This is a genomic window from Modicisalibacter xianhensis, assembly GCF_900113605.1.
Lineage (GTDB): Bacteria > Pseudomonadota > Gammaproteobacteria > Pseudomonadales > Halomonadaceae > Modicisalibacter > Modicisalibacter xianhensis.
In genome coordinates this window covers 235,536-261,110 of record NZ_FOPY01000004.1, presented here as the reverse complement: position 1 = coordinate 261,110, position 25,575 = coordinate 235,536, and the positions used below count along the sequence as shown (strand labels likewise).

Annotated in this window: 27 protein-coding genes and 2 tRNA genes; 16 read left to right on the top strand and 13 right to left on the bottom strand. The window is 61.6% G+C overall.

The window, feature by feature from the left end:
• Positions 1-25: 25 nt before the first annotated feature.
• The 4 genes from BM194_RS06235 (at position 26) to BM194_RS06220 (ending at position 4,826) form a co-directional block, all read left to right on the top strand.
• Positions 26-1,210 carry a M24 family metallopeptidase gene (locus BM194_RS06235; protein ID WP_092844825.1) on the top strand — a complete coding sequence of 395 codons (1,185 nt, stop codon included), beginning with the start codon at positions 26-28 and terminating at the stop codon, positions 1,208-1,210.
• A gap of 88 nt (positions 1,211-1,298) precedes the next feature.
• Complete coding sequence (gene apbC, locus BM194_RS06230) at positions 1,299-2,099, top strand: iron-sulfur cluster carrier protein ApbC (RefSeq protein WP_177223362.1); 801 nt, start codon at positions 1,299-1,301, stop codon at positions 2,097-2,099.
• 82 nt (positions 2,100-2,181) lie between these two features.
• Positions 2,182-2,748, top strand: a complete 567-nt coding sequence (dcd, locus tag BM194_RS06225; RefSeq protein ID WP_092844820.1) for a dCTP deaminase — start codon at positions 2,182-2,184, stop codon at positions 2,746-2,748.
• Positions 2,749-2,921: 173 nt separating this feature from the next.
• Entirely contained in the window at positions 2,922-4,826 is a 1,905-nt protein-coding gene (locus BM194_RS06220; RefSeq protein WP_092844818.1) for an autotransporter domain-containing protein, read from the top strand.
• A gap of 61 nt (positions 4,827-4,887) precedes the next feature.
• Here the strand turns inward: BM194_RS06220 and purN are convergent, their stop codons facing one another.
• A complete protein-coding gene (purN, locus tag BM194_RS06215; protein WP_092844816.1) occupies positions 4,888-5,625 on the bottom strand; it encodes a phosphoribosylglycinamide formyltransferase in 738 nt (245 codons plus the stop codon).
• Complete coding sequence (gene purM, locus BM194_RS06210) at positions 5,622-6,698, bottom strand: phosphoribosylformylglycinamidine cyclo-ligase (protein WP_092844814.1); 1,077 nt, start codon at positions 6,696-6,698, stop codon at positions 5,622-5,624. The genes purN and purM overlap by 4 nt, the downstream gene beginning before the upstream one ends.
• 115 nt (positions 6,699-6,813) lie before the next feature.
• On the opposite strand from purM, the gene BM194_RS06205 reads away from it, so the two are divergent.
• On the top strand, positions 6,814-7,890 hold the full coding sequence (locus BM194_RS06205; RefSeq protein WP_092844812.1) for an AI-2E family transporter: 1,077 nt from the start codon (positions 6,814-6,816) through the stop codon (positions 7,888-7,890).
• Entirely contained in the window at positions 7,890-8,591 is a 702-nt protein-coding gene (gene hda / locus BM194_RS06200; protein WP_092844809.1) for a DnaA regulatory inactivator Hda, read from the top strand. Before BM194_RS06205 ends, hda begins: the two co-directional genes overlap by 1 nt.
• A 21-nt stretch (positions 8,592-8,612) precedes the next feature.
• Here hda and BM194_RS06195 read toward each other — a convergent pair whose 3' ends face one another.
• The 4 genes from BM194_RS06195 to hmgA form a co-directional block, all read right to left on the bottom strand.
• Entirely contained in the window at positions 8,613-9,032 is a 420-nt protein-coding gene (locus BM194_RS06195; RefSeq protein ID WP_092844807.1) for a secondary thiamine-phosphate synthase enzyme YjbQ, read from the bottom strand.
• 116 nt (positions 9,033-9,148) lie between these two features.
• Positions 9,149-9,793, bottom strand: coding sequence for a maleylacetoacetate isomerase (maiA, locus tag BM194_RS06190; protein WP_092844986.1), 645 nt, complete (start codon positions 9,791-9,793; stop codon positions 9,149-9,151).
• A 10-nt stretch (positions 9,794-9,803) separates the two neighbouring features.
• On the bottom strand, positions 9,804-10,823 hold the full coding sequence (locus BM194_RS06185; protein WP_092844805.1) for a fumarylacetoacetate hydrolase family protein: 1,020 nt from the start codon (positions 10,821-10,823) through the stop codon (positions 9,804-9,806).
• A gap of 34 nt (positions 10,824-10,857) precedes the next feature.
• Positions 10,858-12,168, bottom strand: coding sequence for a homogentisate 1,2-dioxygenase (hmgA, locus tag BM194_RS06180; RefSeq protein WP_092844803.1), 1,311 nt, complete (start codon positions 12,166-12,168; stop codon positions 10,858-10,860).
• Between the two features lie 192 nt (positions 12,169-12,360).
• Here hmgA and BM194_RS06175 point away from each other — a divergent pair, with 192 nt between their 5' ends.
• Positions 12,361-12,885, top strand: a complete 525-nt coding sequence (locus BM194_RS06175; RefSeq protein ID WP_092844802.1) for a gamma carbonic anhydrase family protein — start codon at positions 12,361-12,363, stop codon at positions 12,883-12,885.
• A gap of 45 nt (positions 12,886-12,930) precedes the next feature.
• On the opposite strand, the gene BM194_RS06170 is transcribed toward BM194_RS06175, so the two are convergent.
• On the bottom strand, positions 12,931-13,308 hold the full coding sequence (locus tag BM194_RS06170; RefSeq protein WP_092844800.1) for a Rieske (2Fe-2S) protein: 378 nt from the start codon (positions 13,306-13,308) through the stop codon (positions 12,931-12,933).
• A gap of 69 nt (positions 13,309-13,377) precedes the next feature.
• On the opposite strand from BM194_RS06170, the gene BM194_RS06165 reads away from it, so the two are divergent.
• Positions 13,378-14,352: an alpha/beta fold hydrolase gene (locus BM194_RS06165; protein WP_177223357.1), complete on the top strand. Its 975-nt coding sequence runs from the start codon at positions 13,378-13,380 to the stop codon at positions 14,350-14,352.
• On the opposite strand, the gene BM194_RS06160 is transcribed toward BM194_RS06165, so the two are convergent.
• Positions 14,336-14,869 carry a peptidase associated/transthyretin-like domain-containing protein gene (locus BM194_RS06160; RefSeq protein WP_092844796.1) on the bottom strand — a complete coding sequence of 178 codons (534 nt, stop codon included), beginning with the start codon at positions 14,867-14,869 and terminating at the stop codon, positions 14,336-14,338. The genes BM194_RS06165 and BM194_RS06160 overlap by 17 nt on opposite strands.
• Before the next feature lie 208 nt (positions 14,870-15,077).
• Here BM194_RS06160 and BM194_RS06155 point away from each other — a divergent pair, with 208 nt between their 5' ends.
• Positions 15,078-16,457 (top strand): class II fumarate hydratase, encoded by a 1,380-nt coding sequence (locus BM194_RS06155; protein ID WP_092844794.1) that lies wholly within the window; start codon positions 15,078-15,080, stop codon positions 16,455-16,457.
• 25 nt (positions 16,458-16,482) lie between these two features.
• On the opposite strand, the gene BM194_RS06150 is transcribed toward BM194_RS06155, so the two are convergent.
• Positions 16,483-17,553: an endonuclease/exonuclease/phosphatase family protein gene (locus tag BM194_RS06150; RefSeq protein ID WP_092844792.1), complete on the bottom strand. Its 1,071-nt coding sequence runs from the start codon at positions 17,551-17,553 to the stop codon at positions 16,483-16,485.
• A gap of 235 nt (positions 17,554-17,788) precedes the next feature.
• Between BM194_RS06150 and BM194_RS06140 the strand changes: the two genes are divergently transcribed.
• Positions 17,789-17,865, top strand: a tRNA-Val gene (locus BM194_RS06140).
• Between the two features lie 17 nt (positions 17,866-17,882).
• Positions 17,883-17,959: transfer RNA gene (locus BM194_RS06135), tRNA-Val, on the top strand.
• Between the two features lie 48 nt (positions 17,960-18,007).
• Here the strand turns inward: BM194_RS06135 and BM194_RS06130 are convergent.
• The 4 genes from BM194_RS06130 to BM194_RS06115 form a co-directional block, all read right to left on the bottom strand.
• A complete protein-coding gene (locus tag BM194_RS06130) occupies positions 18,008-18,478 on the bottom strand; it encodes a GAF domain-containing protein (protein WP_092844788.1) in 471 nt (156 codons plus the stop codon).
• Positions 18,479-18,558: 80 nt separating this feature from the next.
• A complete protein-coding gene (locus BM194_RS06125; protein WP_143097573.1) occupies positions 18,559-19,389 on the bottom strand; it encodes a MetQ/NlpA family ABC transporter substrate-binding protein in 831 nt (276 codons plus the stop codon).
• Between the two features lie 76 nt (positions 19,390-19,465).
• Positions 19,466-20,119, bottom strand: coding sequence for a methionine ABC transporter permease (locus BM194_RS06120; protein ID WP_092844786.1), 654 nt, complete (start codon positions 20,117-20,119; stop codon positions 19,466-19,468).
• Positions 20,100-21,143: a methionine ABC transporter ATP-binding protein gene (locus tag BM194_RS06115; RefSeq protein WP_092844784.1), complete on the bottom strand. Its 1,044-nt coding sequence runs from the start codon at positions 21,141-21,143 to the stop codon at positions 20,100-20,102. The genes BM194_RS06120 and BM194_RS06115 overlap by 20 nt, the downstream gene beginning before the upstream one ends.
• 460 nt (positions 21,144-21,603) lie before the next feature.
• Between BM194_RS06115 and BM194_RS06110 the strand changes: the two genes are divergently transcribed.
• The 5 genes from BM194_RS06110 to ung all read left to right on the top strand — a co-directional run bounded on the left by BM194_RS06110 (position 21,604) and on the right by ung (position 25,477).
• Positions 21,604-22,224, top strand: a complete 621-nt coding sequence (locus BM194_RS06110; RefSeq protein ID WP_092844782.1) for a riboflavin synthase subunit alpha — start codon at positions 21,604-21,606, stop codon at positions 22,222-22,224.
• Positions 22,225-22,399: 175 nt separating this feature from the next.
• Positions 22,400-23,704: an NCS2 family permease gene (locus BM194_RS06105; protein WP_092844780.1), complete on the top strand. Its 1,305-nt coding sequence runs from the start codon at positions 22,400-22,402 to the stop codon at positions 23,702-23,704.
• 8 nt (positions 23,705-23,712) lie between these two features.
• Positions 23,713-24,261, top strand: coding sequence for an adenine phosphoribosyltransferase (locus BM194_RS06100; RefSeq protein ID WP_092844778.1), 549 nt, complete (start codon positions 23,713-23,715; stop codon positions 24,259-24,261).
• A 26-nt stretch (positions 24,262-24,287) separates the two neighbouring features.
• Positions 24,288-24,776, top strand: a complete 489-nt coding sequence (gpt, locus tag BM194_RS06095; protein WP_092844776.1) for a xanthine phosphoribosyltransferase — start codon at positions 24,288-24,290, stop codon at positions 24,774-24,776.
• 14 nt (positions 24,777-24,790) lie between these two features.
• Complete coding sequence (ung, locus tag BM194_RS06090; protein WP_092844774.1) at positions 24,791-25,477, top strand: uracil-DNA glycosylase; 687 nt, start codon at positions 24,791-24,793, stop codon at positions 25,475-25,477.
• The last annotated feature ends 98 nt before the right edge of the window (positions 25,478-25,575 follow it).

Sequence of the window (25,575 nt, the reverse complement as noted above, 5' to 3'; positions counted from 1 at the left end):
TCAGGTTTCCTTTCAAGGGGGCGGCATGGATTTCGAGAGCTACCGCGAGCGTCTCACTGGCCTGGCCGGGTCGGAATGTGTCTTCAGCGAAGACGAACTGCAGCGAAGACGTCAGATGACTCGCCAGCGCATGAACGAGGCTGGACTGACAGCGCTTCTACTTACGTCGCCTGCCGATATCTATTACCTCACTGGCTACAGCACGTTCGAGGTGTCCGTGCATACGGCGCTAATGTTGACCGAGGATCGTCTGACCCTACAGGTACCCTCGATCGAAACTGGGCCAGCAGTGGCCTGCACCCGAATCGACGACATACGCAGCTACCGCTGGGAAAACATCGATGAAGTCCTGGACCCGCTGATGGATGCGCTAACCGGCTGTCATGGGCGCATCGGCATCGATCCCTGGCAGGGTGGAATGCGCCATGGCCTGGTTCAAGGACTTAAGGAGCGCATGGCCGGCTGCGAGTTCCTGAATGCCGGTGACTTGCTGCCGGGCGTGAAGATCGTCAAGTCGGCAGAAGAACTGGATTGCCTGGCCGAAAGCGCGCGTCTGACAGGCGTGGGTATCGAGGCGGCCGCTGATGCCGTCGGCAGTGGCGTGCTGGACTCCGAGGTGGCTGCCGAAGGGGCACGTGCACTTCATGCCGCAGGTAGTGAGTTCATGAGCATGCAGCCGATCGTGACCAGCGGTCCCCGCAGCAGTGTGATCCACCTCAACCACAAGCGCTGTCGCATCAACGAGGGTGACCCGGTCTTCCTCGAGTTCGGCGCAGCCTGGCAGCGTTACACGGCGCCCATGATGCGTACGCTCGTGGCTGGGCAGCCCTCCTCGCAGATGATCCATGTCTTCGATACCTGCCGGCGAATCTACGACGCTCTGATTGGCGCCATACGCCCTGGCGAGTCGTTCGACAGTGCGGCGCAGGCCGCAGAAAAGGCCTTGGCGCCGCTCCAGGAACACGCGTTCTTTTCCGGCGTGTTCGGTTATACGGTCGGCGCCCAGTTTCCACCCTCATGGGTCGAGGGATCGGGCTTTATTGCCCGCGGACATGGGAAGGTGTTCGAGCCCGGCATGGTATTTCACTTGCCGTTGTGCCTGCGGATTCCCGGCCAGTGGGGAATCGGCTGCAGCGACACGGTATGCGTCACCGAGGATGGAGCGCTCCCCTTGACCGACAACCCCTGGGCCCTGGCATCGACACAATAGCCGACAACGACGCTTGGGTTTACCCTCGGGTTGAGGGTTATACTCGGGGAATACCAAGAGGCGAACGTACCAAAGGAGTTAACCCGTGATCGAGGGTGTGAAGCATATCGTCGCCGTGGCGTCCGGCAAGGGAGGCGTAGGCAAATCGACGGTGACGGCCAATCTGGCCTTGGCCATGGCGGCCGAAGGGTACCGTGTAGGCCTGCTGGATGCCGATATCTATGGACCCAGCCAGGCGCAGATGCTGGGCATTGGCGAAGGCGTGCGCCCCAAGATGGCTGGGGAGAACCGCTTCAGCCCGTTGCCGGCTTATGGCATTCAGGCGATGTCGATGGCTTTCATGGTCGACATCAACGAGCCGATGGTCTGGCGTGGACCGATGGTTTCAGGGGCATTCCAGCAGTTGCTCAACCAGACGGTGTGGGATGATGTCGACTACCTGTTCATCGACATGCCGCCAGGCACCGGGGATATTCAGTTGACCCTGGCGCAGAAGGTGCCGGTCTCCGGTGCAGTCATCGTGACGACACCACAGGACATTGCCCTGCTGGACGCCCGCAAGGGCATCGAGATGTTCCGCAAGGTCAATGTGCCGGTGCTGGGTGTCGTCGAGAACATGAGCCTGCATATCTGCTCGAACTGCGGTCACAGCGAGCCGATCTTTGGCCAGGGCGGGGGGGAGCGTATTGCCGAGCAGTACGGCACCCAGCTGCTGGGACAATTGCCGCTGCAACTGTCGATTCGCGAACAGGCCGACGGTGGCAAGCCGACCGTCGTGGCCGACCCCGAGGGAGGGATTACCGAGACCTTCCGCAGCATTGCGCGTGCTGTGGCCGAGGGCGTCGAGGGGCAGGCCAACGAGTCGCCGAGCATTTCCTTCAGCGACTGAACATAGGCGTCTTTATTAAACGACACCGGGGCCGTTATCATAACGGCCCCGTTTTTTACTGCGCCAACCCAAAGGACGCCCCATGAGCATCAAATCCGACCGGTGGATACGCCGCATGGCCGAACGCGAAGGCATGATCGAGCCCTTCGAGGCCGATCAAGTTCGTCACGTCAATGGCCAGCGGGTGATCTCGTACGGGACGTCGAGCTACGGTTACGATGTGCGCTGTGCCGACGAGTTCAAGGTCTTCACCAACATTCACTCGGCGGTCGTCGATCCCAAGCACTTCGATGAAAAGAGCTTCGTCGACGTCAAGGGCGATGCATGTGTCATCCCGCCCAATTCGTTCGCCCTGGCGCGTACGGTGGAGTATTTCCGCATTCCGCGCAATGTTCTGACCATCTGCCTGGGCAAGTCCACCTATGCGCGCTGTGGCATCATCGTCAACGTGACGCCACTGGAGCCGGAGTGGGAAGGACACGTCACGCTGGAGTTCTCCAATACTACCAATTTGCCGGCGCGCATCTATGCCAACGAAGGGGTGGCTCAGATGCTGTTCCTCGAGTCCGACGAGATCTGCGAGGTGTCCTATAAGGACCGTGGCGGGAAGTACATGGGGCAGCGGGGCGTGACACTGCCCAGGGCGTGAGACTGGCGTGACGACAGCGGCATTGACGGCCGAGCCAACAGGGCTCGGCCGTATCGTTTCAGCCCACTGAATCGCACATTTGGCGTCAAGTCAGGGGAGTGTCGGCTACGCTGTGAAGGCATGGCGCTGCGGTCGGGTGTCATGACACCCCTGATCCTGCGAGGCGCTGACGCATGAGAGACTTTCTCGTATCTCGTCGTTTGTTCGGGTTACGCCGAGGCCTGGTCGTTTTGACGGCCTGCTTGCTTTCGACGAGTGCCACTGGCTATTCCCAACTGGTCGTATTTGGCGACAGCCTGAGCGATTCGGGCCAGTTTCCCGATCCAGAGCGCCTGCTTCTAGGCGAACTTGGCAGCCTGCGCTTCACCAACCGGGAGGGACCTACGTACCGGGCACCTTCGCCCTACGGCGAAGTCAGTACCCAACGCTTGGCCGATGCCCTGGGACTGGAGCCGTTGCTACCGTCCACTTCGGTCATTCGCGATCAGTTGGGGCTACCGGATGGCACCAACTATGCCACGGGCGGGTATACCACTGACGATATCGTTGGCTCCATCACCGAGGTGGAAGGGTCTGTCGTCAGCCGGTCGGGATTGACGCTGCGTACACGGGATGGCTACCTGATAGAGAACGACCGCGCCGATCCCAAGGCGCTGTATTACGTCAATGGCGGCGGTAACGATTTTCTCGATGGCCTGGTAACCCAGCCGGCGGATGCGATAGAGAGCGCCGATACGTTGGCCATGGGGATCGACGCCTTGGCCGCGGCAGGCGCTCAAACCATCATGGTCTCTAACCTGCCGGACGTTGGCGACTCACCGGCAGGGCTGGTGAGCGGCCAGCGGGACGCATTCTCGGCGCTGGTCGATGTGTATAACCAGGCGCTTGGCGAGCGTCTGGCCCGCTACGATGGGCGCATCGATATCATTCGGCTGGATGTTGCAGGCCTGTTCGATGAGGTGACAGCATCCCCTGACGAGTTCGGGCTGGCGACGGATATCCCGTTGTCCGATGTCTGCTTCAGTGACCCCGTTTGCGATACCTCCGCTTATGGACTGGCGTCTGGATCGCCGGATCCCTCCCGCCTGCTGTTCCATGACACGGTGCATCCGACCACGGCAGGCCAGGAGATATTGGCCGACTATGCTTATGCATTGATTGCGGCACCGCAGTGGTTGGCACTGGGCGGAGAACTGACTGCAAGTTCCCTGGCGGCACAGCAACAGGCCATGGCCAGCGAGTTGCGTCCCGGTCAGCAGAGCGACGGGGTTCGCCTGTTCGTGCAGGGCGAGCAGCACTGGGACGATAACCGTGGTTATGTCGACGACCCCAGGCTCGAGGCGACGCATCGTGCTGCAGCCGTCGGGGCTGTCGTCCCGGTCGGGCGAGGGTGGCTGGGAATGGCTGTCGCCCAACGCGAAGCCTCGCTTGACGCTCCCATGGATACCGAACTCGACGGCCAAGTCTTCAGCCTGTTCACGCGCCAGCAGGTTGGTCGTCTCGGAGTGCAGGCAATTGCCAGCCGGGGAAGCTTTGACCTCGACCTGCAGCGGCGGGTCGTGCTGGGGCTGGCTAGCAGGACACTTGAGGGCGCTACCGAGGGCGATGGCTGGGCAGGCGACCTGCGACTCGACTATCGCCTGACCGACAGCGACTCCCCCTGGTACAACGCCCCGTTCATTGGTTATCGGCATATCGAGGCCGATGTCGAGGGCTACCGTGAGCAAGGCTCGGCGGCCAATGCCTTGCTGGTTTCCGGCCAGTCCGTGACCGACCGGCAGGCGGAAATCGGTTTCCTGGTAGACCGGGCGCCGCTGGGTGGCCTGGGCTTCTTTGCCGAAGTGGCGGGAGGGCGTTATCTCGACGAGACTCGCGAAGGTGCCGAGGTCAGGTTGGCAGCGCTGCCGACCAACCGCTGGTCAGGTGAAGACCGTAAGCGCGAGAACGAAAACTATCTTCGCCTCGATACGGGGCTGCGTCTGCGACTAGGCGATTTCACCGTGCAGGCAGGAGGTGGCGTGCAGGGTTGGGGTGAGGCGGCAACGCATGTGCAACTGAGTGCCGGCTTCAACTTCTGATAGTGTCGCCGGCGGGCTCGCGCCATGGCGCCATTGCGTGGGCCATGGCGGCTGACACGCTTCAGTCGTCGATCTCTTCGTCCAGCTCTTCGGCAGCATCCTCATGGGATAGGCGCATGCCCTGCGCTGGCAGCAGCATGCCGTCCAGCGTTGGCCCCTTGGGGCCAAGCTGAAGTCGGCCTTCGAGGAACCAGCGCACGGCGATCGGGTAGATCAGATGCTCGCGGGCATGAATGCGCTCGATAATGCTTTCCTCAGTATCGTCAGCGCAGAGCCTGAGGCAGGCCTGCATCACCACCGGTCCGCCATCGAGCTCCTCGGTCACGAAGTGCACGCTGACGCCATGTTCCGTGCAGCCGTCAGCCAGAACCCGAGCGTGGGTATTCAGGCCCTGGTAATCGGGGAGCAGCGACGGATGGATATTGAGCAGCCGCCCATGGAAGCGGTGCACGAACATCGGCGTGAGGATCCGCATGAATCCGGCCAGCACCACCAGGTCGGGCTCGTGACGTTCGATGACCTTGATCAAGGCGCCATCGAAGGCCTCGCGGTTCTCATATTCGTGATGCGGCAGGACCACGGCGTCGATGCCTGCATCCCTGGCGCGCTGCAGGCCATAGGCATCGGCCTTGTTGGAAATCACTGCGACGATCTCGCCGCCCAGTTCGCCATAGGACTGGGCGTCGATCAGCGCCTGCAGATTGCTGCCGTTGCCTGAAATGAGAACGACGATGCGCCGTGCATCGGCCTGCTCCGCTGTGAAGTCATTCAGCGTATCGGTGGACTGCTCGTCGCTCATGCCTCTAGATTCTCCAGACGAACCTGTTCTTCGTCGCCGTCGCGCGCCACGATCTCGCCCAGGCGATAGACGCACTCACCGGCGGCTTCGAGATGGCGGGTCGCCGCGTCGGCCTGGTTGGCCGGTATGGCCACGATCATGCCGATACCGCAGTTGAGCACGCGATACATCTCGCGTTCGGCGACGTTGCCCTGCTTCTGCAGCCAGTCGAACACGGCAGGCCGCTGCCATGCCCGCACATCGATGCGTGCTGTCAGGTGGGCAGGCAGCACGCGAGGTACGTTCTCGAGCAGACCGCCACCGGTGATGTGCGACAGGGCGTGTACATCGACACCGCTCTCCTTGATCAGTGAGAGCAAGGGCTTGACGTAGATGCGGGTCGGGGCAAGCAGGGCGTCGCCGAGCGGCTGGCCGTCGAGATCGGTGTCGAGATCGGCCTGGCTGACCTCGAGGATCTTGCGAATCAGCGAATAACCGTTGGAATGCGGGCCGGAAGACGCCAGCCCGAGCAGGATATCGCCTTCGGCGACCTTGCTGCCGTCGAGGATCTCGGATTTCTCGACCACCCCGACACAGAAGCCGGCCAGGTCATAGTCGCTGCCTTCGTACATGCCAGGCATTTCGGCGGTCTCGCCACCCACCAGGGCACAGCCGGCCTGCAGGCAGCCTTCGCCGATGCCGGTGACCACGTCGGCGGCGATATCTACATCGAGCTTGCCCGTGGCATAGTAGTCGAGGAACTGCAGCGGCTCGGCACCGGCTACCACGAGATCATTGACGCACATCGCTACCAGGTCGATGCCGATGGTGTCGTGACGATTCAGGTCCATGGCCAGGCGCAGCTTGGTTCCGACGCCATCGGTGCCGGTGACCAGTACCGGCTGGCGATAGCCGGCAGGTAGCTCGCACAGCGCACCGAAGCCGCCCAAGCCACCCAGCACTTCTGGGCGAGTGGTGCGCTTGGCAACGCCCTTGATGCGCTCGACCAGGGCATTGCCGGCATCGATATCCACGCCGGCATCCTTGTAGCTCAATGAGGGGGACTGTGGCTTGTCGGAAGCGCTGCGAGTCATGATGTGTCCTGTCAGAATGGCCTGGTGGTAGGAAGCGCGCGCATTGTAGCATCGCGCCTGTCAGGGTGCATCGCCGAGGCGGACCCACAATACTTCTAGTTGCTAGGGAAGCGGAATGTCACGAATCCAAGTCTGGTCGCTGCTGGGGCTGGCTGCCATCATCTGGTTGCTGGCGCTGCTGGCGCCGATCCTGATGCCGTTTTTCGTCAGCATGATTTTGGCTTACCTGGGCGACCCCTTGACCGACTGGCTGGAAGCCAAGGGGCTCTCGCGCCGGCTGGCCGTCAGTGTGGTGTTTCTGGTGCTGTCGCTGGCGATCGGCACGGCCTGTCTGATTCTCATCCCGCTGCTGGGACGCCAACTCGCCCAGTTGATCGAGGCGATTCCGATCATTCTCGCCTGGGTTCAATCCACGGTGCTGCCTTGGGTGCAGTCGGTCAGCGGCATGGATTTTTCCACCGATTTCGACCAGTTGCGCCAGACATTGATGGCCAACTGGAAGGAGACGGGCACCTTTGCCGCCACGTTGCTGGCGCAGGTGTCGCGCTCGGGCCTGGCTTTCTTGGTATGGATTGCCAACCTGGCACTGATTCCGGTGGTCACCTTCTACCTGTTGCTGGACTGGGATCGCCTCAAGCGGCACATCCAGAATCTATTGCCCAGGCGCTTCGAGCCGACCGTGACCCGCCTGGCCAAGGAGTGCGATGAGGTACTGGCTGCGTTCCTGCGCGGGCAACTGATGGTCATGCTCAGCCTTGGCATCATTTATGCCATCGGGCTGACGCTGATCGGCATTCAGTTCGGCGTGTTGATCGGCCTGGTTGCCGGGCTGGCGAGCATCGTCCCCTATCTGGGAGTCATCGTCGGTTTGGCGATTGCCGCCTTGGTGGCGTTCTTCCAGTATGGCGACCTGCTGCACCTGGCCGGGGTGGGGGCCGTATTCGCCGTGGGGCAGATGCTCGAAGGCATGGTGCTCCAGCCGTTGCTGCTGGGGGACCGGATCGGGCTGCACCCGGTCGCGGTCATCTTTGCCGTACTCGCCGGGGGGCAGTTGTTCGGCTTTACCGGTATCCTGCTCGCCTTACCCGTCGCCGCAGTTGTCATGGTACTATTGCGCTACCTTCATGAGCGCTATAAAAACAGCACCTTGTACGATGTCGCCGATCAACGCGGCGGCAATGAGGACACCTGATGAGACCCGGGCCTGCGCAGCTTCCTCTCGGTATCGGCCTGCGCGACGATGCGACCTTCGCCAATTTCATGCCGCGTGGCAATGCAGCGGCACTTGCCGCGTTGCAGGCTCAACTGGATGACGGTGGTGAAACCTTCATCTATCTCTGGGGGAGCGAGGGTTCCGGCCGTAGCCATCTTCTCCAGGCCGCCTGTCACGAGGCCAGTCGTCGCGACAAGCGAGCCCTTTACCTGCCCTTGAATGACCTGGGCCATTTCCCCCCGCATATGCTCGAGGACGTCGAGCGCCTGGACCTGGTGGTGATCGACGACATCGATCAGGTCGTCGGTAGAAAGCGTTGGGAAGAGGCCTTGTTCCACGGCTTCAACCGGCTGCGCGATGCCGGCAAGCGCTTGATCATTTCCGCACCGGCTGCACCGCGCCAGCTTGACGTCAAATTACCCGACCTGGCCTCACGGCTGACCTGGGGAGTTACCTTCCAGGTCCAGCGACTGGACGACGAAGGTCGCTTCGAGGCACTCAAGTTGCGCGCCCAGGGGAGGGGCATGCAGCTACCCGATGAAGTGGCACGATATATCCTGCACCGCGGCTCTCGCCGCCTGCCCGAGCTGTTTTCCACATTGGAACGTCTCGACCGGGCTTCCCTCACGGCGCAGCGCAAGCTGACCATTCCCTTCGTCAAGCAGGCGCTTGGCTGGTAGCTGACGCCCGCCAGCGCCTGCTCATTCCCCCTGCAGCGTTACCACCAGTGTTCTACTGCTGGCGTGATCCCGATGTTCACAAAGGTAGATGCCCTGCCAGGTACCGAGATTGAAGCGGCCGTCGCTCACCGGCAGGCTGACGCTGCTGCCCAGAAGGCTGTTCTTGAGGTGAGCAGGCATGTCGTCGCTGCCCTCGAGCGTGTGCCGGTAGTAGGGCTCGTCGGCGGGCACCGCGCGGCTGAAGAAGCTCTCGAAGTCCTGTCGGACGGTAGGGTCGGCATTCTCGTTGATGGTCAGCGAGGCCGAGGTGTGCTTGATGAAGATATGGCACAGTCCGACGGAAATACGCCGAAGTTCGAGCAACTCCTGAATTACCTGTTCCGTGATCAGGTGAAAGCCGCGCACATGCGACTTGAGCCGGATCTCCTTCTGACACCACATGGGCTTGCCTTTCCTCGCTGAAGTGGAGTGTACAAAAGCGGCGAGAGGGTGCTGGCACCGTACTCGCCGCTGTTCTGAAGGTATCGTCTGAGAGGGCGCCTTGCCAGTACTTCGGGTTACCTGGCGTCCGGCTGCACGCTCGGTGCGGCTTGCTGGAAAGCCTCCAGCGTGTCGCAGTGCTCGGCAATGCGCCGGAGCGTGGGGTAGTCGCTCAGGTCGCACTCGAAGCGCCGGGCGTTGAAGACCTGCGGAATCAGGCAGGCATCGGCCAGGGTCGGCGCATCGCCGTGACAGAACGTACCGGTGGCGGGCGAACTGGCCAGCATGACTTCCAGTGCCTCGAAGCCATCGCGAATCCAGTGCCGGTACCAGGCGAGCTTGGCATCCTCGCCCAGGCCCAGATCCCCGGTCAGGTACTTGAGCACCTTGAGGTTATTGAGCGGATGAATTTCGCAGGCAATCATCTGGGCCAGGGCGCGAACGCGAGCGCGCCCTTCGGCGTCCGCAGGTAGCAGGGGCGTTTCGAGATAACGCTCGTCGAGATACTCGCAGATGGCCAGCGACTGTGTCAGCCGCGTGCCGTCCTCAGTCTCGAGGGTCGGGACCAATCCCTGCGGGTGGCGGTCGAGGTTGTCCTCGCCACGCTGCTCGCCGTTGACCAGATTGACTGCGACCTGCTCATAGGCCAGGCCCTTGAGGTTGAGCGCAATACGCACGCGATAGGCCGCCGAGGAGCGGAAATAACCGTACAGTTTCATCAGGCGCCTCTGCTCATGTCGGCTGGTAGCGCACGACCTGCTGATCGATGGCACCGAAGATGCTGTTGCCCCAACGGTCGTACATCTCGATGCGCACCCGGTCGCCGAAGCGCAGGAAGGGCGTCTTCATCTCGCCATGCAGGATCTTCTCGACCATGCGCACTTCGGCCAGGCAGCTGTAGCCGACACCGCCATCGGCGACGGGCTTGCCGGGGCCGCCGTCGATGCCCGGGTTGGAGACGGTGCCCGAACCGATGATCGCCCCGGCGCCCAGATGGCGCGTCCGCGCCGCGTGGGCAACGAGCTGCGGAAAGCTGAAGATCATGTCGGGGCCGGCCTCGGGCTCGCCGAACTTTTCACCGTTGAGGTGCACGGTGAGCGGCAAATGGACTCGACCGTCGCGCCAGGCATCGCCCAGCTCATCCGGCGTCACGGCGATCGGCGAGAAGCTCGACGCGGGCTTGGACTGGAAGAAGCCGAAGCCCTTGGCCAGCTCACCCGGGATCAGGCCGCGCAGGCTGACGTCATTGACCAGCATCACCAGCTTGATGTGATCGGCGGCTCGCTCGGGAGACACGGCCATCGGCACGTCGTCGACGATCACTGCCAGTTCGCCCTCGAGGTCGATGCCGTGCTCCTCGCTGACCGCCTCGATGTCCTCGGTCGGCGCCAGGAAGCTGTCGCCACCGCCCTGATACATCAGCGGGTCGGTCCAGAACGTCTCGGGCATCTCGGCGCCACGCGCCTGGCGTACCAGCTGGACGTGGTTCAGGTAGGCCGAGCCATCGGCCCAGTGGTAGGTGCGTGGCAGCGGGGAGTGCAGGGCGGTCGTGTCGAGATCGAAGGCGTCCGTGGCCTGGCCGTCGTTGAGATCGGCATAGATCGTTTCCAGCCGAGGCGCGAGGGTGTCCCAGTTCTCGATGGCCTGCTGCAGGGTGGCGGCAATCTGCGGCACGCGCACGGCGCGGGTCAGGTCGCGTGAGACCACGATCAATTGGCCGTCGCGGCCCTGGTTGAGTGAAGCGAGTTTCATGAAGCGGTCCTTGGTTGTCGTCAGGAATCGGTTGTCAGCGCTGGTCGGGCGTAAAGTGCGAGCGTAGCCCCGCCCAGACATCGACGTAGTCGTACTGGCGGAAATCGGCTTCCAGGGCGGCTGGTGTCGGCTGGTACACGTAGCGGCTCTCGAACATGAAAGCCAAGGTATCGGCCAGGCGTTGGGGTGCCAGCTCGGCCGCAGTGGCCTTCTCGAAGGTCTCCGCATCGGGGCCATGGGGCGACATGCTGTTGTGCAGGCTCGCACCGCCGGGCAGGAAGCCTTCGGCCTTAGCGTCGTATTCGCCATGGATCAGGCCCATGAACTCGCTCATCAGGTTTCGATGGAAGTAAGGCGGACGGAAGGTCTCTTCGGCCACCATCCAGCGTGGCGGAAAGATCACGAAGTCGATGTTGGCCATGCCCGGTGTGTCGGACGCCGAGGTCAGCACGGTGAAGATCGAGGGGTCGGGGTGATCGAAGCTGACCGTGTTGATGGTGTTGAAACGGGCCAGGTCGTACTTGTAAGGCGCGTAGTTGCCGTGCCAGGCCACCACGTCCAGTGGCGAGTGGTCCAGTCGGGTGGTCCAGAGCCGGCCCGAGAACTTGGCGATGAGCTCGAACTCGCCGGTTAGGTCCTCGTAATCGGCCACCGGGGTCAGAAAGTCGCGCGGGTTGGCCAGGCCATTGGCCCCGATCGGCCCCAGGCCGGGTAGCTCGAAGGGGCTGCCGTAGTTTTCACAGACATAGCCGCGGGCGGCGTCGGTATTCTCACCGAGGTGGACCTGAAACTTGATGCCGCGCGGAATGACGGAAATTTCACCTGAAACTACTTTCAGGGTTCCCAACTCGGTGCGCAGCGTGATGGCGCCCTGCTGCGGCACGATCAGCAACTCGCCATCGGCGTCGTAAAAAAAGCGCTCGTGCATGTCGCGGTTGAAGGCGTAGATATGCACGCCACAGCCGGTCTGTGCGGCGGCATCGCCATTGACGGCGATCGTCAACAACCCGTCGATGAAATCGGTGGGGGCCTCGGGCAGCGGGCGCGGATCCCAGCGCATCTGGTTAGGGTCGGCAGCCGGCTCGCGCGGGGGGGCCGTGGCCAGTAGCCCGGCGGGCAGGGGCCGGTACGCACTTTGCGCCACCGAGGGACGTATGCGGTAGAGCCAGCTGCGCAGGTTATGGCTACGCGGCGCGGTGAAGGCCGAGCCGGTCACCTGCTCGGCATACAGTCCGTAGGGGCAGCGCTGGGGCGAGTTCTGGCCTTCCGGAAGCGCGCCGGGCAGGGCTTCCGTGGCGTGGTGATTGCGGAAACCGCACAGGTATTCCTGAGTGTTGTTGTTCATGGTTATTCCTCGGATCGCAGGCGAAGCTTGACTGGCCTGTATTAAGTTTCAAATGAAACTATATGCGCATGCTAGGTGTCGCCGCCGAGGGCGTCAAGCGATTGGCGGGGCTATCCGGCCAAAGCCGTATGTCGTGACACACTCACGATAAGGTAAGAAGGGAGATTCACGGCATTGCAAAAGGCAGGGATAATGGCGATCTACAAGCTGGATGAGCAGGCACCCACCATCGGCGAGGAAACCTATGTGGCGGAATCGGCGACGGTGATTGGCAAGGTAACGCTGAAGCGCCAGGCAAGCGTCTGGTACCAGGCTGTGCTGCGCGCAGACAACGAGCCCATCGAGGTGGGCGAGGGGAGCAACGTTCAGGATGGGGCCGTGCTGCACACCGACCCGGGATTTCCACTGATCATCGGCGCTGGCGTGACCATTGGGCATCAAGCCATGCTGCACGGCTGCACGATCGGCGATGGTTCCTTGATCGGCATTCAGGCGGTCATACTGAATGGAGCCGTCATCGGCAAGCATTGCCTGGTCGGGGCGGGGGCCGTGGTCACGGAGGGCAAGCATTACCCTGACAACTCATTGATACTGGGCGCGCCAGCTAAGGTCGTGCGGGAACTGACGCCTGAGGCTATCGAAAAGTTGAAGCAGAATGCGCAAGGCTATGTCGCTCGCGGCGCGCTGCACAAAACGACACTCGAGCGTATCGATTGAGTGCCCCGTGCCCTTCGCTGAAGGAGGGCACGGCTCCTGTACCAGCTAGGGGCTGGCTTCACCGATCACGATCCAGCCTTGATCGTCGACATGCACCGGAATGGCATCAAGGCAATCGCCGAGCCCCAGGCCCTCTACGCCTTCGCCGTCACTGACACGAAACGCGGCGTCATGATTGGAGCAACGAATCAGTTCACCGTCACTGCTGAGAATGTTCTCGCTGCGTTGATCCAGCGGCAGGTATTGATGAGGGCAAGCATTGACGTAGGCGTGAATGCCTTCCCGAGCCTTAACCAGCAGGACGGGAAACGTGCCATTGTCGCTTGTCACGGAGAGGCTGTGGACGCCGTCAACCTCCAATTGGTGTGATTCCAGCAGACGGGTGCCTCGGGGAGGCGCGCTCTTGTAACTGTCCCAAGCCATGATCCTCGATTCTTCTCGCCGGCTATGCTGATGTTTCGTTAACTCATGTTTGCACCCGAAGGGTACGTCATGCCTTTATTCGATGTCATTGGGCTTTTCGTCGTCATTTTAATGCTCCTGGCGCTGGTGTCGTGGGGGCTGACCCGATGGGTTGCGCGTCGGGTAGAGGGGGAGGTACCTGCGCAGGGCCGGTATGTCGACTTGCCTTCCGTGCGCCTGCATGTCGTCGAGCAGGGCGAAGGGACGCCCGTGATCTTGCTCCATGGCTTGGGCGGACAGCTCAATCATTTTACCTACGCGCTGGTCGAGCGACTCGAGGGTTTCCGTGTCTTGGCGGTGGATCGTCCCGGTATGGGGTATTCGGCGTGGCGAAATGAGGAAACCGCGGATCTGGCGTTCCAGGCCCGTTGCATTGCGGAGCTTATTCGGGAGGAGCGGCTGGAGCGCCCACTGCTGGTGGGTCATTCCCTGGGGGGCGCATTGGCCTTGCGTATCGCGCTCGACTATCCCGAGCTCGTCGGTGGACTGGTATTGCTGGCGCCTCTCATTCGGGTGCAGCCCATTCCCGGTGCGTTTCGCATGATCGCCATTCGTTCGGCATGGCTACGCAAGGCCGTGGCCTCGACCTTTGGCATACCGCTGTCAATCTTGTCCGCGCGACGTACCTTACGTCGCATATTCGCCCCGCAGACCCCACCAAGAGATTTTGCCCATCGTGGAGGCGCCTTGCTGGGGTTGCGTCCGGCGTCCTTTTCGACATTGAGTCTCGAGTTGAGCCAGCTCAACGATCCGATGCCGGCCATGTTCGAGCGCTATTCGGAATTGAACATGCCGATCGGGGTGCTTGTCGGTGAAGCAGACAATTTGCTGGACCCCGAACGGCACGGCATATCGCTGGCGGGGATCGTCTCCGTGACTGCACTGAAGCGACTCCCTGGCGAGGGACACATGCTTCCTATCACGCGCCCCGAGGCTTGTGCCGAGTTGGTTCGCCATGTGGCTGAGGCGGTGACAAGCCATGATCGCGTCAGCGATCGAGAGTAATCTTGGCCGTCTCTCCCGAGCTCAGGCGGACCTGGTCGATAATGACATAGCGCTTGCCTCCGGGAACACTGACCCGGCCGCCAACGTAGAAGACGCCCGAGGGTAACCCCGTCACCTTGAAGTAACCTCGATCGTCGGTCTTGGCGTAATGCGTGTATTCCTGGGCGCGGGGGTCCTGTTTTTCCAGTACCTTGCCGGCCAGTGCGGCTTCGGCGGCCTCGGCCGTATAAGTCGTTGCCGGCGCTACCGAGACGGTTTCGTTCGCGCCATAGACCGTCTGGCCCGACGGCGTCGTGACGAAAAGTTGACCGGTGAGCACCGCGTTGCCATTTTTTTCTAACTTGGCGTATTCACCTTCGGGAAAGGCTACCTGGCGTTCGGCACGCTCGGGAACACCGGGGGCCGGCGCGCCGAGGTCCTCGATTTCAGGCGGGGCGGTATCGCCTCGATCGGTGCCGATGAATTGGCATCCGGCAAGCAAGCTGCCAATCAGGGCAACGGAAATCCATCGTTTCATGACACGTTTCCTTGTGGCTTGTGGCACGGGGGCTATCTTCTGAAGCAGTCTACAAAGACTGGTCGAAACGGCAACCGATAAGCCAACGCTATGGTTGCGATGCGTTGGGCCCGCTTGCAAGCGGCGTCGCGAAACAAGAGGGTGACGATGCTGGGGGTTACGCAGTTCTCCTCGGCCAACCGCTGATCATGAAGGATAGGAGAGTGCTATGAGCGACACACGAATCGAACGCGACAGCATGGGTGAACTGGAAGTCCCCGCCAAGGCGCTTTACGGGGCCCAGACCCAGCGTGCCGTCAATAATTTTCCGGTCAGCGGGCAGCCGATGCCGGCAGCCTTCATCCGAGCCATTGCCCGTATCAAGCTGGCGGCTGCCGAGGTCAACCGCGATCTTGGACTGCTGGACGACGCACGGGCAACGGCCATCGTCGATGCCGCTCGACAACTGGTGGATGGGCAGCATGTCGACCAGTTTCCCATCGATGTGTTTCAGACCGGCTCGGGGACGTCCAGCAACATGAATGTCAACGAGGTGATCGCGCACCTGGCATCGCAGGAGGGGGCGGAAGTCGGTCCCAACGATCACGTCAACATGGGGCAGTCGAGCAACGACGTGATTCCCACTGCCATTCATCTAGCCGCTGCATTGGAGGTCAAGGAGCGCCTGCTGCCGGCCATGGAATATCTGAAGGCGACCATCGAGCGCAAGGCCGGCGAACTCGACGACGTCGTCAAGACCGGACGCACCCACCTGATGGATGCCATGCCGGTGCGCATGAGCCAGGAGCTAGGGGCCTGGTCGAGCCAGGTGGGTCAGGCCATCGAGCGCCTGAAGGACGGGCAGCAGCGCCTGGGGCGGCTGGCGCAGGGGGGGACGGCGGTCGGTACCGGCATCAACGCGCATCCCGAATTCGCCGAACGCATGGCCAGGGCGCTGGCGACCCAGACCGGGCTCGAACTGCGGCCCAACGACAGTTTCTTTGCCAGCCTGGGCTCTCAGGACGCCGCCGTCGAATTGTCCGGCCATTTGCGCACCTATGCCTGCGCCGTGATGAAGATCAGCAATGACCTGCGCTGGATGAACTCGGGGCCGCTGGCCGGCCTGGGCGAGATCGAGCTTGAAGCCTTGCAACCGGGGAGTTCGATCATGCCCGGCAAGGTCAACCCAGTGATTCCAGAGTCGGCCGCCCAGGTTGCCGCGCAGGTCATCGGGCTCGACAGTGCCGTGACCGTGGCTGGGCAGAGCGGCAATTTCCAGCTCAACGTGATGTTGCCGCTGGTTGCCAACAATCTACTGACCTCGATCACGCTGCTGACCAATACCAGTCGCTTGCTGGCCGATCGCGCCATCGCCACCTTCAAGGTGCGCCGCGACAATATCGACGCGCCGCTGTCGCGCAATCCGATCCTGGTCACGGCCCTGAATTCGGTCATCGGTTACAATGCGGCGGCAGCCGTTGCCAAGAAAGCCTACCAGGCCGGGCGGCCAATCGTGGATGTAGCCGAAGAGGAAACCGACCTCAGCCGGGAAGAGCTCGAACGCCTGCTAGATCCGGCCCAGCTCACCCGGGGAGGCATTCCCGAGTAGTTCTCCCTCCTGTCGATGGCGGGGCTCAGGCCTCGCCATCGCCTTCCTTGCGCGCCTTGTCGATCGTCTCTGCAGCTTCCCGGCGTTCTTGGCGGTCGGCCTCGGGCGTCTCGTTCTCGTCGGCGCGTGCCGGGCGATAGCACAACGTGGCAATGATTGGAAAGTGATCCGAGCCGAAGGCTTTCAGGCGCTGCATGTTGACCAGAGTGAAGTGTTCGCTGATGAAGATGTGATCCAGCGGCCAGCGTATCAATGGGTAGCTGGCGTGGAAGGTGCTGAACATGCCCCGGCCTCGACGTGGATCGAGCATGCCGCTAACCCGGCAGAAACGCCGCGTAGTACGTGACCAGGCGACATCATTGAGATCGCCTGCCAGTAGTGTGGGCTGTTCATGACGGTGGATTCCCTTGCCGACCAGAAGCAGCTCGGCGTCGCGCCATAGCGATTGCTCGCTCTCGCTGGGGGCAGGAGGGCGAGGATGCAAGGCGTGAAAACGAATCCGGGCACCGCAGGGCATCCGCAGCCAGGTGTGGATCGATGGAATATCGCTCTGGATCAACCACTTGACCTCGGTCTCTTCTAGCGGAATCCGGGAGTAGAGATGCATGCCGTAGAGGTTATCGAGAGGGATGCGTACGCTATGTGGCCATTCTTCACCGAGTGAGGCTTCGAGCTGCTCACCCCACCACTCGTCGGATTCCAGCGTCAGCACGACCTCCGGCTGGTGCTCATGAATCTGTTCGAGCAGGCCCTGGGCGTTGCGGTTGGGGGTCAGCACATTGGATACCATCAGCGTAAGGTAACGCATCTCCCGGTTGCTGGTCGCTGTCCTTACCGGCTTGGGCCACAGCGGAGTCCAGGGCAGAATGTGCGCCGCCTGGATGACGGCTACCGCTATGCAGGCAGCGATCGACCACCAGCGCCAGTCGGCCGTGCCCCAGAACCAGTGGGCGGCGCCAACGATCACGGCCAGCGACGCGAGTTGCAGGCGAGGGAAATCGAAACCGCGGACCCACCAGTAGCGAATGTGGAGGAAGGGGACGAGTGTCGCGATCAGTAGTCCTGCGGCGATGATGCCCAGTCCGATATCGAGCATTGCAATGTGCCTCCTGGCCAAGGCGAAACGAGACGACACTGTCCAGTGTGTCGCCATATTCTTGTTCATGGTGCCATTCGTTTTACGTTCAAGCATCTCTCCGTTGCCATCGAGTAACGAGGAGGCGGCTCACTTGCTTGATCATCCACGTTTTTTCGTGCGCAAGCTTGCAATCTGCAAGAAATTGCGTAGAATACGCATCCGTTGCCGCGAGGTGATCGCGGAAAGCGCCTGAAGGACCGTAGCTCAGTTGGTTAGAGCGCCACGTTGACATCGTGGAGGTCAGCGGTTCAAATCCGCTCGGTCCTACCAGCAGGTCGTCACATTGCAGGACCATAGCTCAGTTGGTTAGAGCGCCACGTTGACATCGTGGAGGTCAGCGGTTCAAATCCGCTTGGTCCTACCAGATTCATGCCCCGAGGTTTTTCCTCGGGGCATTTTCGTTTCAGGTCGCTTATCCGTCGGCCAGTGGAGAAAGTTCGCTGGCCTTGATGAAGACCTCGACCAACCGCTCGATGCCTTGCCTGTCCGCTTCGCTGAAGCGGGCCAGGCGTGGGCTGTCCAGATCGAGCACACCCCAGACGCTATCGTCGACCATGATAGGGACGACCAGTTCCGAGCGTGACGCGGTATCGCAAGCGATGTGGTCGGCCACGGCATGTACGTCCTCGACGCGCTGAGTCTGACGTGAGCGAGCTGCAGCTCCGCAGACACCCTTGCTGAAAGGAATGGGATTGCAGGCCGGCTTGCCCTGGAACGGGCCGAGTACCAGGGTTTCGGGCTGGCGGTACAGATAGAAGCCGGCCCAGTTCAGGTCGTCGAGTTCCTGCATGAGGAACGCGCAGGTCTGGGCAGCATTGGTCAGCCAGTCGCGGGTATCTAGCAGGGCATCAAGTTGGCGGGTCAACAAGGCATAATCGGTCATGGCCATGTCCTCGAGTCACAAAGCATGAAAAAGGCCAGCACAGCGGCTGGCCTCGACGTGTGGCGTTTGCCTGGACGGGATTACTCCCAGCCCGGTACGGCCGCGCCCTTGAACAGTTCCTGTGCCTTGGCAGCGACTTCCTCGCTCTGGTAGGCGTCGACGAGTTGCTGGATCGCCTCGCGGTCCTCGTCACCCTCGCGTACCACGATCAGATTCACGTAGGGCGATTCAGGCCCTTCACGGATCAATGCGTCGTCCAGGCTCAGGCCGGCCGGCTGGGCAAAGGTGTTATTGATGAATGCCATGTCGACGTCAGGCAGCACGCGTGGCAACTGGGCGGCCTCGATCTCGCGGAACTCGAAGTTGTGCGGGTTCTTGGCAATGTCGATCGGCGTGGCCTCGAGGTTGGTCGGGTCCTTGAGCTCGATCAGGCCTTCGTTGTGCATCAGGATCAGTGCACGGCCCTCATTGGACGGATCGTTGGGCAGCGCGATGGTGGCGCCGTCGGGCAGGGCATCGATGCTGTCGTATTTCTCGGAATAGGCACCGATCGGGTAGACGAAGGTGCGCCCGGCAATGGCGAAATCGTAGCCGCGGTCCTCGACCATGCTGCGCATGTAGGGCTCGTGCTGATAGGCATTGGCATCCAGGCTACCATCAGCCAGTGCGGCGTTGGGCGAGACGTAGTCGGTGAACTCCACGATCTCGACATCCAGGTCGTAGTTTTCCTTGGCCAGTTGCTTGGCGACCTGCATGACCTCGGTTTCGGGACCGGCCACGGTGCCGACCTTGATCGAGGACGATTCGGCATCGTCGTTACCGCCGCAGCCGGCGAGCAGGGCGCTGCCGAGCAGGGCTGCCGCGCCCAGCAGGCGGACGGGGCTGAAACGGTGCGACAGGGTCGGTGTCATTCGATATCTCCTTGCAGGTGATGGCGATAGCCTGCCTTCATGATGGCGGCCGGCCGGTGTTTCAAGTCGTAACGGGCTATTTGTGGTCCGCCTTGCGTACCAGGGTGTCGCCGAGACTCTGGAAGCCTTGCACCATGACGACCAGGATGGCGACCGTGATCAGCATCACCACGGGGTTGAAGCGGTTATAACCATAGCGGATGCCCAGATCGCCCAGGCCACCGCCGCCAACGGCACCGGCCATGGCCGAATAGCTGACCAGCGTGACCACGGTGATCGTCAATCCAGTAATGATGCCGCCGCGCGCTTCGGGCAGCAGCACCTTGGTGATGATCTGGTAGGGGGTGGCTCCCATGGATTGTGCTGCCTCGATCAGGCCGGGCGAGACTTCGTTGAGAGCGCCTTCGACCAGGCGTGCCACGAAGGGAATCGCCGCAATGGTCAGCGGTACGATGGCGGCGTTGGTGCCGATCGAGCTGCCGACGACCAGCCGGGTAAAGGGAATGATGGCGACCATCAGAATGATGAACGGAATCGAGCGACCGATATTTGTGACGATGCCGAGAATCCCGTTCAGGGCGGGGCGGGCCAGTATCTGCCCGGGTCGAGTCACGTAGAGCAGAACGCCCAGCGGTACGCCCAGGGCAGCGGCGACGAGGCCCGAGATACCCACCATGTAGAGGGTGTCGAGGGTGGCCATCAGTATCAGTTCAAGCATTGCGCCGGACATGACCGAGCACCTCCACTTGCAAATCGTGTGACTTGAGGTAGGCGAGTGCCTGCTGGGTCTTCTCCTGAGGGCCGATCAACTCGGCGATCATCAGCCCCAGGGTACGGTCCTGGATCGACTCGACCTTGGCTTCGAGGATGCTGACATCGACATTGCAGTCGCGAGCGAGGCGGGAAATCAGCGGTGTGGATACGGCATCGCCGGTAAATGCCAGGCGTACCACAGGGTGAGTCTGCGGGCCGGGCTTGGCTTCCATGCGGTCGATCAACGCCTGTGGCGGATCGAGTTCCAGAAAGGCATTGAGGAACTCACGTCCCAGGCGCGTGCTCGGCGAGGTGAAGAAGTCGCCGACATCGGCTTCCTCGACCAGCTTGCCAGCGGAGATCAGGCCGACCTTGTGGCAGATCGACTTGACCACTTCCATTTCGTGCGTGATCAGCAGGATGGTCAGCCCAAGCTTGCGGTTGATGTCCTTCAGCAGGTCGAGAATCGACTGCGTGGTCTGCGGATCGAGGGCCGAGGTCGCTTCGTCGCACAGCAGTACCTTGGGTCGGCTGGCCAGGGCGCGGGCAATGGCTACGCGCTGCTTCTGGCCACCGGATAACTCGGCCGGGTACTTGTCATGCTTGTCGCTCAGCCCGGTCAGGTCCAGCAGGGGCTGAACACGTTCGCGTATCTCGCGCTTGGCTACGCCCATCAGTTCCAGGGGCAGGGCGACATTATCGAAGACCGTACGCGACGACAGCAGGTTGAAGTGCTGGAAGATCATGCCGATACGATGGCGCGCGTGATTGAGCGCCTGGCGCCCGAGCGAAGTGAGTTCCTGGCCATCGACGACAACACGACCGGTAGTGGGGCGCTCGAGCAGGTTGACGCAGCGAATCAGCGTCGATTTGCCGGCACCGGACAGGCCGATGACGCCATAGATCTCTCCTTGCGCCACGTGCAGGTCGGTCGGTTTGAGGGCATGGACCGCCTGTGGGCCGCTGCCATAGGTTTTGGAGACGTTCTCGAGTGTGATCATGGTCCTGGTCGAAACGCGGCGCCAACGTACGCTAGTGGCGATACTGTCCCACCGGCCCGCCGGGAAGAGGGCAGGACGTATCGGCATATGCGGGCGGGATGATGCTCGAACAGCAGGAGGGTAGCGGACTCGCAAAAAAAAAGGCCACCCTGGTGGGTGGCCATCAACGCTGGACACACCCTTTTAGCTGCACTTTCCGGAACACAAGGCTCCGGAGGCGCCCGCAATCCGGGTACAAATCGGCGCCTGAATGATGTGCGCTGGATTCTAGGGAGTAAGATGAAACGTGTCAATCGCCCTGGAATATGTGCGAATGTTTGCCGCTTATATATAGAAATTATTTTTGTAATACGGCGTGTTTTCGGAGCTTTATCCTGTTGGGCGTGCCGCCCACTCACCAAAGCGTGGACGATCCTTCTGCCTCTTGGCTAGACTGGCGACCTCAGCAAGGGGGAGCGTGATGTTTACCGGAATCGTGCAGGGTACGGCCGAACTGGTGTCGGTCGAGGAAAGAAACGAGTTTCGCACCCATGTGCTCGACATGGACGATGTCATGCGTAAGGGGCTCGAGATCGGGGCATCGGTGGCCCACAACGGGTGCTGCCTTACCGTGACGCGCATCGAGGGCGAGCGGGTCAGTTTCGACCTGATGCGTGAAACGCTGCGCCTGACCAACCTGGGCGGCCTCAAGGTCGGTGATCGGGTCAATATCGAGCGGGCTGCACGCTTCGGGGATGAGATTGGTGGACATGCCATGTCCGGCCATGTCATTTGCATGGCCGAACTGGTCGAAATCGACGAGGCTCCTGACAACCGTCGCTTGTGGTTCGAACTGCCCGCCGAGTATGCACGCTTTCTCTTCGAGAAGGGCTATGTCGGGGTCGATGGTATCAGCCTGACCATCGGCGATGTCCGTGGGGCACGCTTCAGCGTCAACCTGATCCCCGAGACCCTGGCGCGAACCACCCTGAGCGATCGTGCCCCTGGCGATCGGGTCAACATCGAGATCGATCCTCAAACGCAGGCCATTGTCGAGACCGTCGAGCGTGTCCTGGCCAGCCGCAACGATCCAGTGCGTTGACCGCGTCGTCAACTTGCGTTGGGATGCGCTGCGGCTTGTGGCAGTAAGCTTGCTCATGACCGACGAGCCAAGGCCGCCGGTACTCAGTGTCTCTCGCGTATCGTTAGGCCATTGGGTACCATGTGCGGCTTTTCCCGCTTCCCAAGGATTCCGTTCCAGGTACGCAGGCCCCTAAATGCTAAAACGACAACTGAACAGCTTCTTCAAGCTGGAAGAACACCAGACCTCGATCCGCACCGAAATCGTCGCGGGACTCACCACGTTCCTGACGATGGCGTACATCATCTTCGTCAATCCGAGCGTGCTGGCGCAGGCCGGCATGGACCAGGGCGCCGTATTCGTCGCAACCTGCCTGGCAGCGGCCATCGGATGTCTTATCATGGGGCTGCTGGCCAATTACCCGATTGCGCTGGCGCCTGGCATGGGTCTCAATGCCTTCTTCACCTTCGGCGTGGTGCTGGGCATGGGCTATACTTGGCAGGCCGCACTCGGTGCCGTGTTCCTGTCAGGCGTGATCTTCCTGTTGCTGAGCATCTTCCGTATTCGAGAGTGGATCATCAACTCCATTCCCATCTCTTTGCGCCTGGGCATTGCGGCCGGGATCGGCCTGTTCCTGGCGATCATTGCCCTGCAGAATGCCGGTATCGTCGTCGATCATCCCGCGACGCTTCTGACGATCGGCGATATCGCTCAGCCGGCTGCGTTATATACCCTGGGCGGGTTCTTCGTCATTGCCGCGCTGGCACATCTGCGTGTGATGGGCGCGGTAATGATCGGCATCCTCGGAGTGACGGTCATCTCCATCCTGCTTGGCCATAGTGAGTTCGGTGGTGTCGTGTCGATGCCGCCCTCGATGGGCCCGGTCTTCCTGCAGCTCGATATCGCCGGGGCACTGGACATCAGCATGATCAGCGTGGTGTTCGCGTTCCTGTTCGTCGATCTCTTCGATACGGCCGGCACGCTTGTCGGTGTGGCACAGCGTGGCGGCCTGCTCGACAAGGATGGCAAGCTGCCCCGCCTGAACAAGGCGCTGATGGCCGACAGCACGGCAACCATGACCGGGGCGTTGCTGGGGACCTCGTCGACGACCAGCTATATTGAAAGTGCTTCAGGCATCACGTCTGGAGGCCGCACGGGGCTGACGGCAGTCGTGGTCGCCGGATTGTTCCTGATCAGCCTGTTCTTCGCCCCCTTGGCAGGGTCGATTCCTGTCTATGCGACGGCTGGTGCGCTGCTCTACGTCGCAGTGCTGATGTGTGGCAGCCTGGCGCGCGCCGACTGGGACGACGTGACCGAGGCCGCGCCGGTGCTGGTAGCTGCGTTGTCCATGCCGCTGACCTACTCGATCGCCAATGGCATCGCGTTGGGCTTCATCAGCTACGCCGCCATCAAGGCGCTGTCCGGGCGCTTCAGGGAGCTCAGCCCGGCCGTCACCGTACTGGCGATTCTGTTTGCCTTGAAATACCTGTTCCTTGACTGAGGAAATCCATGAGCATCTACGGCGACTACATCAAGTCCGTGATACGTACCGTGCCCGACTGGCCTCAGCCGGGCGTCAATTTCCGAGATATTACACCTGTGCTGCAGAACCGGTCGGCTTTTCGCAAGCTGATCGACAGTTTCGTGCATCGTTATCAGGACATGAATCTCGATGCGATTGCCGCCATCGATGCGCGTGGATTCATCATCGGTGCCCCGGTTGCCTATGAACTGGGATGCAGCTTCGTGCCGGTGCGCAAGAAGGGCAAGCTGCCGTTCAGGACCATCAGCGAGACCTACACGCTGGAGTACGGCGAGGCGACTGTGGAGTTGCATTCCGATGCATTCCGCGAGGGCGACCGCATTCTGGTGATGGACGACCTGATTGCCACTGGCGGGACCATGCTGGCTGCCGCCAAGTTGATCCAGCGCAGCGGCGGTCTGGTCGTCGAGACGGCCTCGATCATCGACCTTCCCGAACTTGGGGGGTCGCAGAAAATTCGCGAAGAAGGGCATAGCGTATTTGCGGTCTGCTCCTTCTCGGAAGACGACGATTGAGTCGTAACACACCAGGGAAATCGTCCATGAGCGCCAATCGTTACCACCAGCACTTCACCGTCTCCTGGGATCAACTGCATCGCGATGTGCGAGCCCTGTGCCATCAGCTCGTCGAGCGCGATTTCAAGGGTATCGTGGCCATCACTCGTGGAGGTCTGATCCCTGCGGCACTGATCGCCCGCGAACTGAACGTGCGGCTGATCGATACGGTCTGCATCAAGAGCTATGACCACATGGAACAGGGCGGCCTGGATGTCATGAAAGGCGTCGATCATGACGGTGATGGCTGGCTACTGGTGGATGATCTCGTCGATACCGGCAAGACGGCGCGTGCCGTTCGTGACATGTTGCCCAAGGCACATTTCGTGACCGTCTATGCCAAGCCGGAGGGTAAGCCGCTGGTCGACCAGTACCTTACCGAAGTGGCCCAGGGCTGCTGGATCCAGTTCCCCTGGGACATGGGGATTGCCTATGTCGAACCCTTGGTGGATCAGATGCGCGGTCAGGATAGCTAGGCTAAGGACGCACCATGGTATCGCCGCTACCCGAAAGCTGGGATCGTTTTCTGGGTGCCGAGTTCGAGGCGCCCTACATGCACTCGCTGCGAGACTTCCTGGCGGCGGAAAAGCAGGCACGCAAGGTCATTTATCCGCACTCCTCGAACTGGTTCCGGGCTTTCGAGCTGACGCCGCTGGACCAGGTTCGGGTCGTGATTCTCGGCCAGGACCCCTATCACGGTCCGGGCCAGGCCCATGGGCTGTGCTTTTCGGTTCGCCCGGGTGTGCCTGCACCCCCCTCGTTGCAGAACATCTACAAGGAGTTGGTGCAGGATGTCGGCTTCACTTCGGTCGACCACGGTTTTCTTGAGAGCTGGGCGAGACAGGGGGTGCTGCTGCTCAACAGCGTACTGACCGTCGAGCAGGGCAACGCCGGTGCGCATCGCAACCGGGGGTGGGAAACGTTTACCGACCGGGCCATCCAGTCCATCAATGAACACTGCAGGAATGTGGTGTTTCTGTTATGGGGCAGCTATGCCCAGAAAAAGGCCTCGTTCGTGGATCGTGAGCGGCATCTGGTGCTCCACGCACCTCACCCCTCACCGTTGTCCGCCCATCGAGGGTTCTTCGGGCAGCGCCACTTTTCTCGTGCCAACGACTTTCTCGAAGCAAAAGGGCGGGGTCCGATCGACTGGCAATTGCCGTCCGTCCCGGCATGATGGGCCTGGCCGAGATTGGCCCTTAACCCGGCGGGCAGGTCGCGATAGAATTGCGCGCGATTTTCGGGCCTAGCCCGTCCCTCCTTTCACCGCCTTCA

Bases quoted from the DNA above. Each gene is read 5' to 3' on its own strand.
- BM194_RS06235 (WP_092844825.1), top strand. From the start codon at position 26: ATGGATTTCGAGAGCTACCGCGAGCGTCTCACTGGCCTGGCCGGGTCG.
- dcd (WP_092844820.1), top strand. From the start codon at position 2,182: ATGAGCATCAAATCCGACCGGTGGATACGCCGCATGGCCGAACGCGAA.
- BM194_RS06220 (WP_092844818.1), top strand. From the start codon at position 2,922: ATGAGAGACTTTCTCGTATCTCGTCGTTTGTTCGGGTTACGCCGAGGC.
- purN (WP_092844816.1), bottom strand. From the start codon at position 5,625: ATGAGCGACGAGCAGTCCACCGATACGCTGAATGACTTCACAGCGGAG.
- purM (WP_092844814.1), bottom strand. From the start codon at position 6,698: ATGACTCGCAGCGCTTCCGACAAGCCACAGTCCCCCTCATTGAGCTAC.
- BM194_RS06205 (WP_092844812.1), top strand. From the start codon at position 6,814: ATGTCACGAATCCAAGTCTGGTCGCTGCTGGGGCTGGCTGCCATCATC.
- hda (WP_092844809.1), top strand. From the start codon at position 7,890: ATGAGACCCGGGCCTGCGCAGCTTCCTCTCGGTATCGGCCTGCGCGAC.
- BM194_RS06195 (WP_092844807.1), bottom strand. From the start codon at position 9,032: ATGTGGTGTCAGAAGGAGATCCGGCTCAAGTCGCATGTGCGCGGCTTT.
- BM194_RS06185 (WP_092844805.1), bottom strand. From the start codon at position 10,823: ATGAAACTCGCTTCACTCAACCAGGGCCGCGACGGCCAATTGATCGTG.
- hmgA (WP_092844803.1), bottom strand. From the start codon at position 12,168: ATGAACAACAACACTCAGGAATACCTGTGCGGTTTCCGCAATCACCAC.
- BM194_RS06175 (WP_092844802.1), top strand. From the start codon at position 12,361: ATGGCGATCTACAAGCTGGATGAGCAGGCACCCACCATCGGCGAGGAA.
- BM194_RS06170 (WP_092844800.1), bottom strand. From the start codon at position 13,308: ATGGCTTGGGACAGTTACAAGAGCGCGCCTCCCCGAGGCACCCGTCTG.
- BM194_RS06165 (WP_177223357.1), top strand. From the start codon at position 13,378: ATGCCTTTATTCGATGTCATTGGGCTTTTCGTCGTCATTTTAATGCTC.
- BM194_RS06160 (WP_092844796.1), bottom strand. From the start codon at position 14,869: ATGAAACGATGGATTTCCGTTGCCCTGATTGGCAGCTTGCTTGCCGGA.
- BM194_RS06155 (WP_092844794.1), top strand. From the start codon at position 15,078: ATGAGCGACACACGAATCGAACGCGACAGCATGGGTGAACTGGAAGTC.
- BM194_RS06150 (WP_092844792.1), bottom strand. From the start codon at position 17,553: ATGCTCGATATCGGACTGGGCATCATCGCCGCAGGACTACTGATCGCG.
- BM194_RS06130 (WP_092844788.1), bottom strand. From the start codon at position 18,478: ATGACCGATTATGCCTTGTTGACCCGCCAACTTGATGCCCTGCTAGAT.
- BM194_RS06125 (WP_143097573.1), bottom strand. From the start codon at position 19,389: ATGACACCGACCCTGTCGCACCGTTTCAGCCCCGTCCGCCTGCTGGGC.
- BM194_RS06120 (WP_092844786.1), bottom strand. From the start codon at position 20,119: ATGTCCGGCGCAATGCTTGAACTGATACTGATGGCCACCCTCGACACC.
- BM194_RS06115 (WP_092844784.1), bottom strand. From the start codon at position 21,143: ATGATCACACTCGAGAACGTCTCCAAAACCTATGGCAGCGGCCCACAG.
- BM194_RS06110 (WP_092844782.1), top strand. From the start codon at position 21,604: ATGTTTACCGGAATCGTGCAGGGTACGGCCGAACTGGTGTCGGTCGAG.
- BM194_RS06105 (WP_092844780.1), top strand. From the start codon at position 22,400: ATGCTAAAACGACAACTGAACAGCTTCTTCAAGCTGGAAGAACACCAG.
- BM194_RS06100 (WP_092844778.1), top strand. From the start codon at position 23,713: ATGAGCATCTACGGCGACTACATCAAGTCCGTGATACGTACCGTGCCC.
- gpt (WP_092844776.1), top strand. From the start codon at position 24,288: ATGAGCGCCAATCGTTACCACCAGCACTTCACCGTCTCCTGGGATCAA.
- ung (WP_092844774.1), top strand. From the start codon at position 24,791: ATGGTATCGCCGCTACCCGAAAGCTGGGATCGTTTTCTGGGTGCCGAG.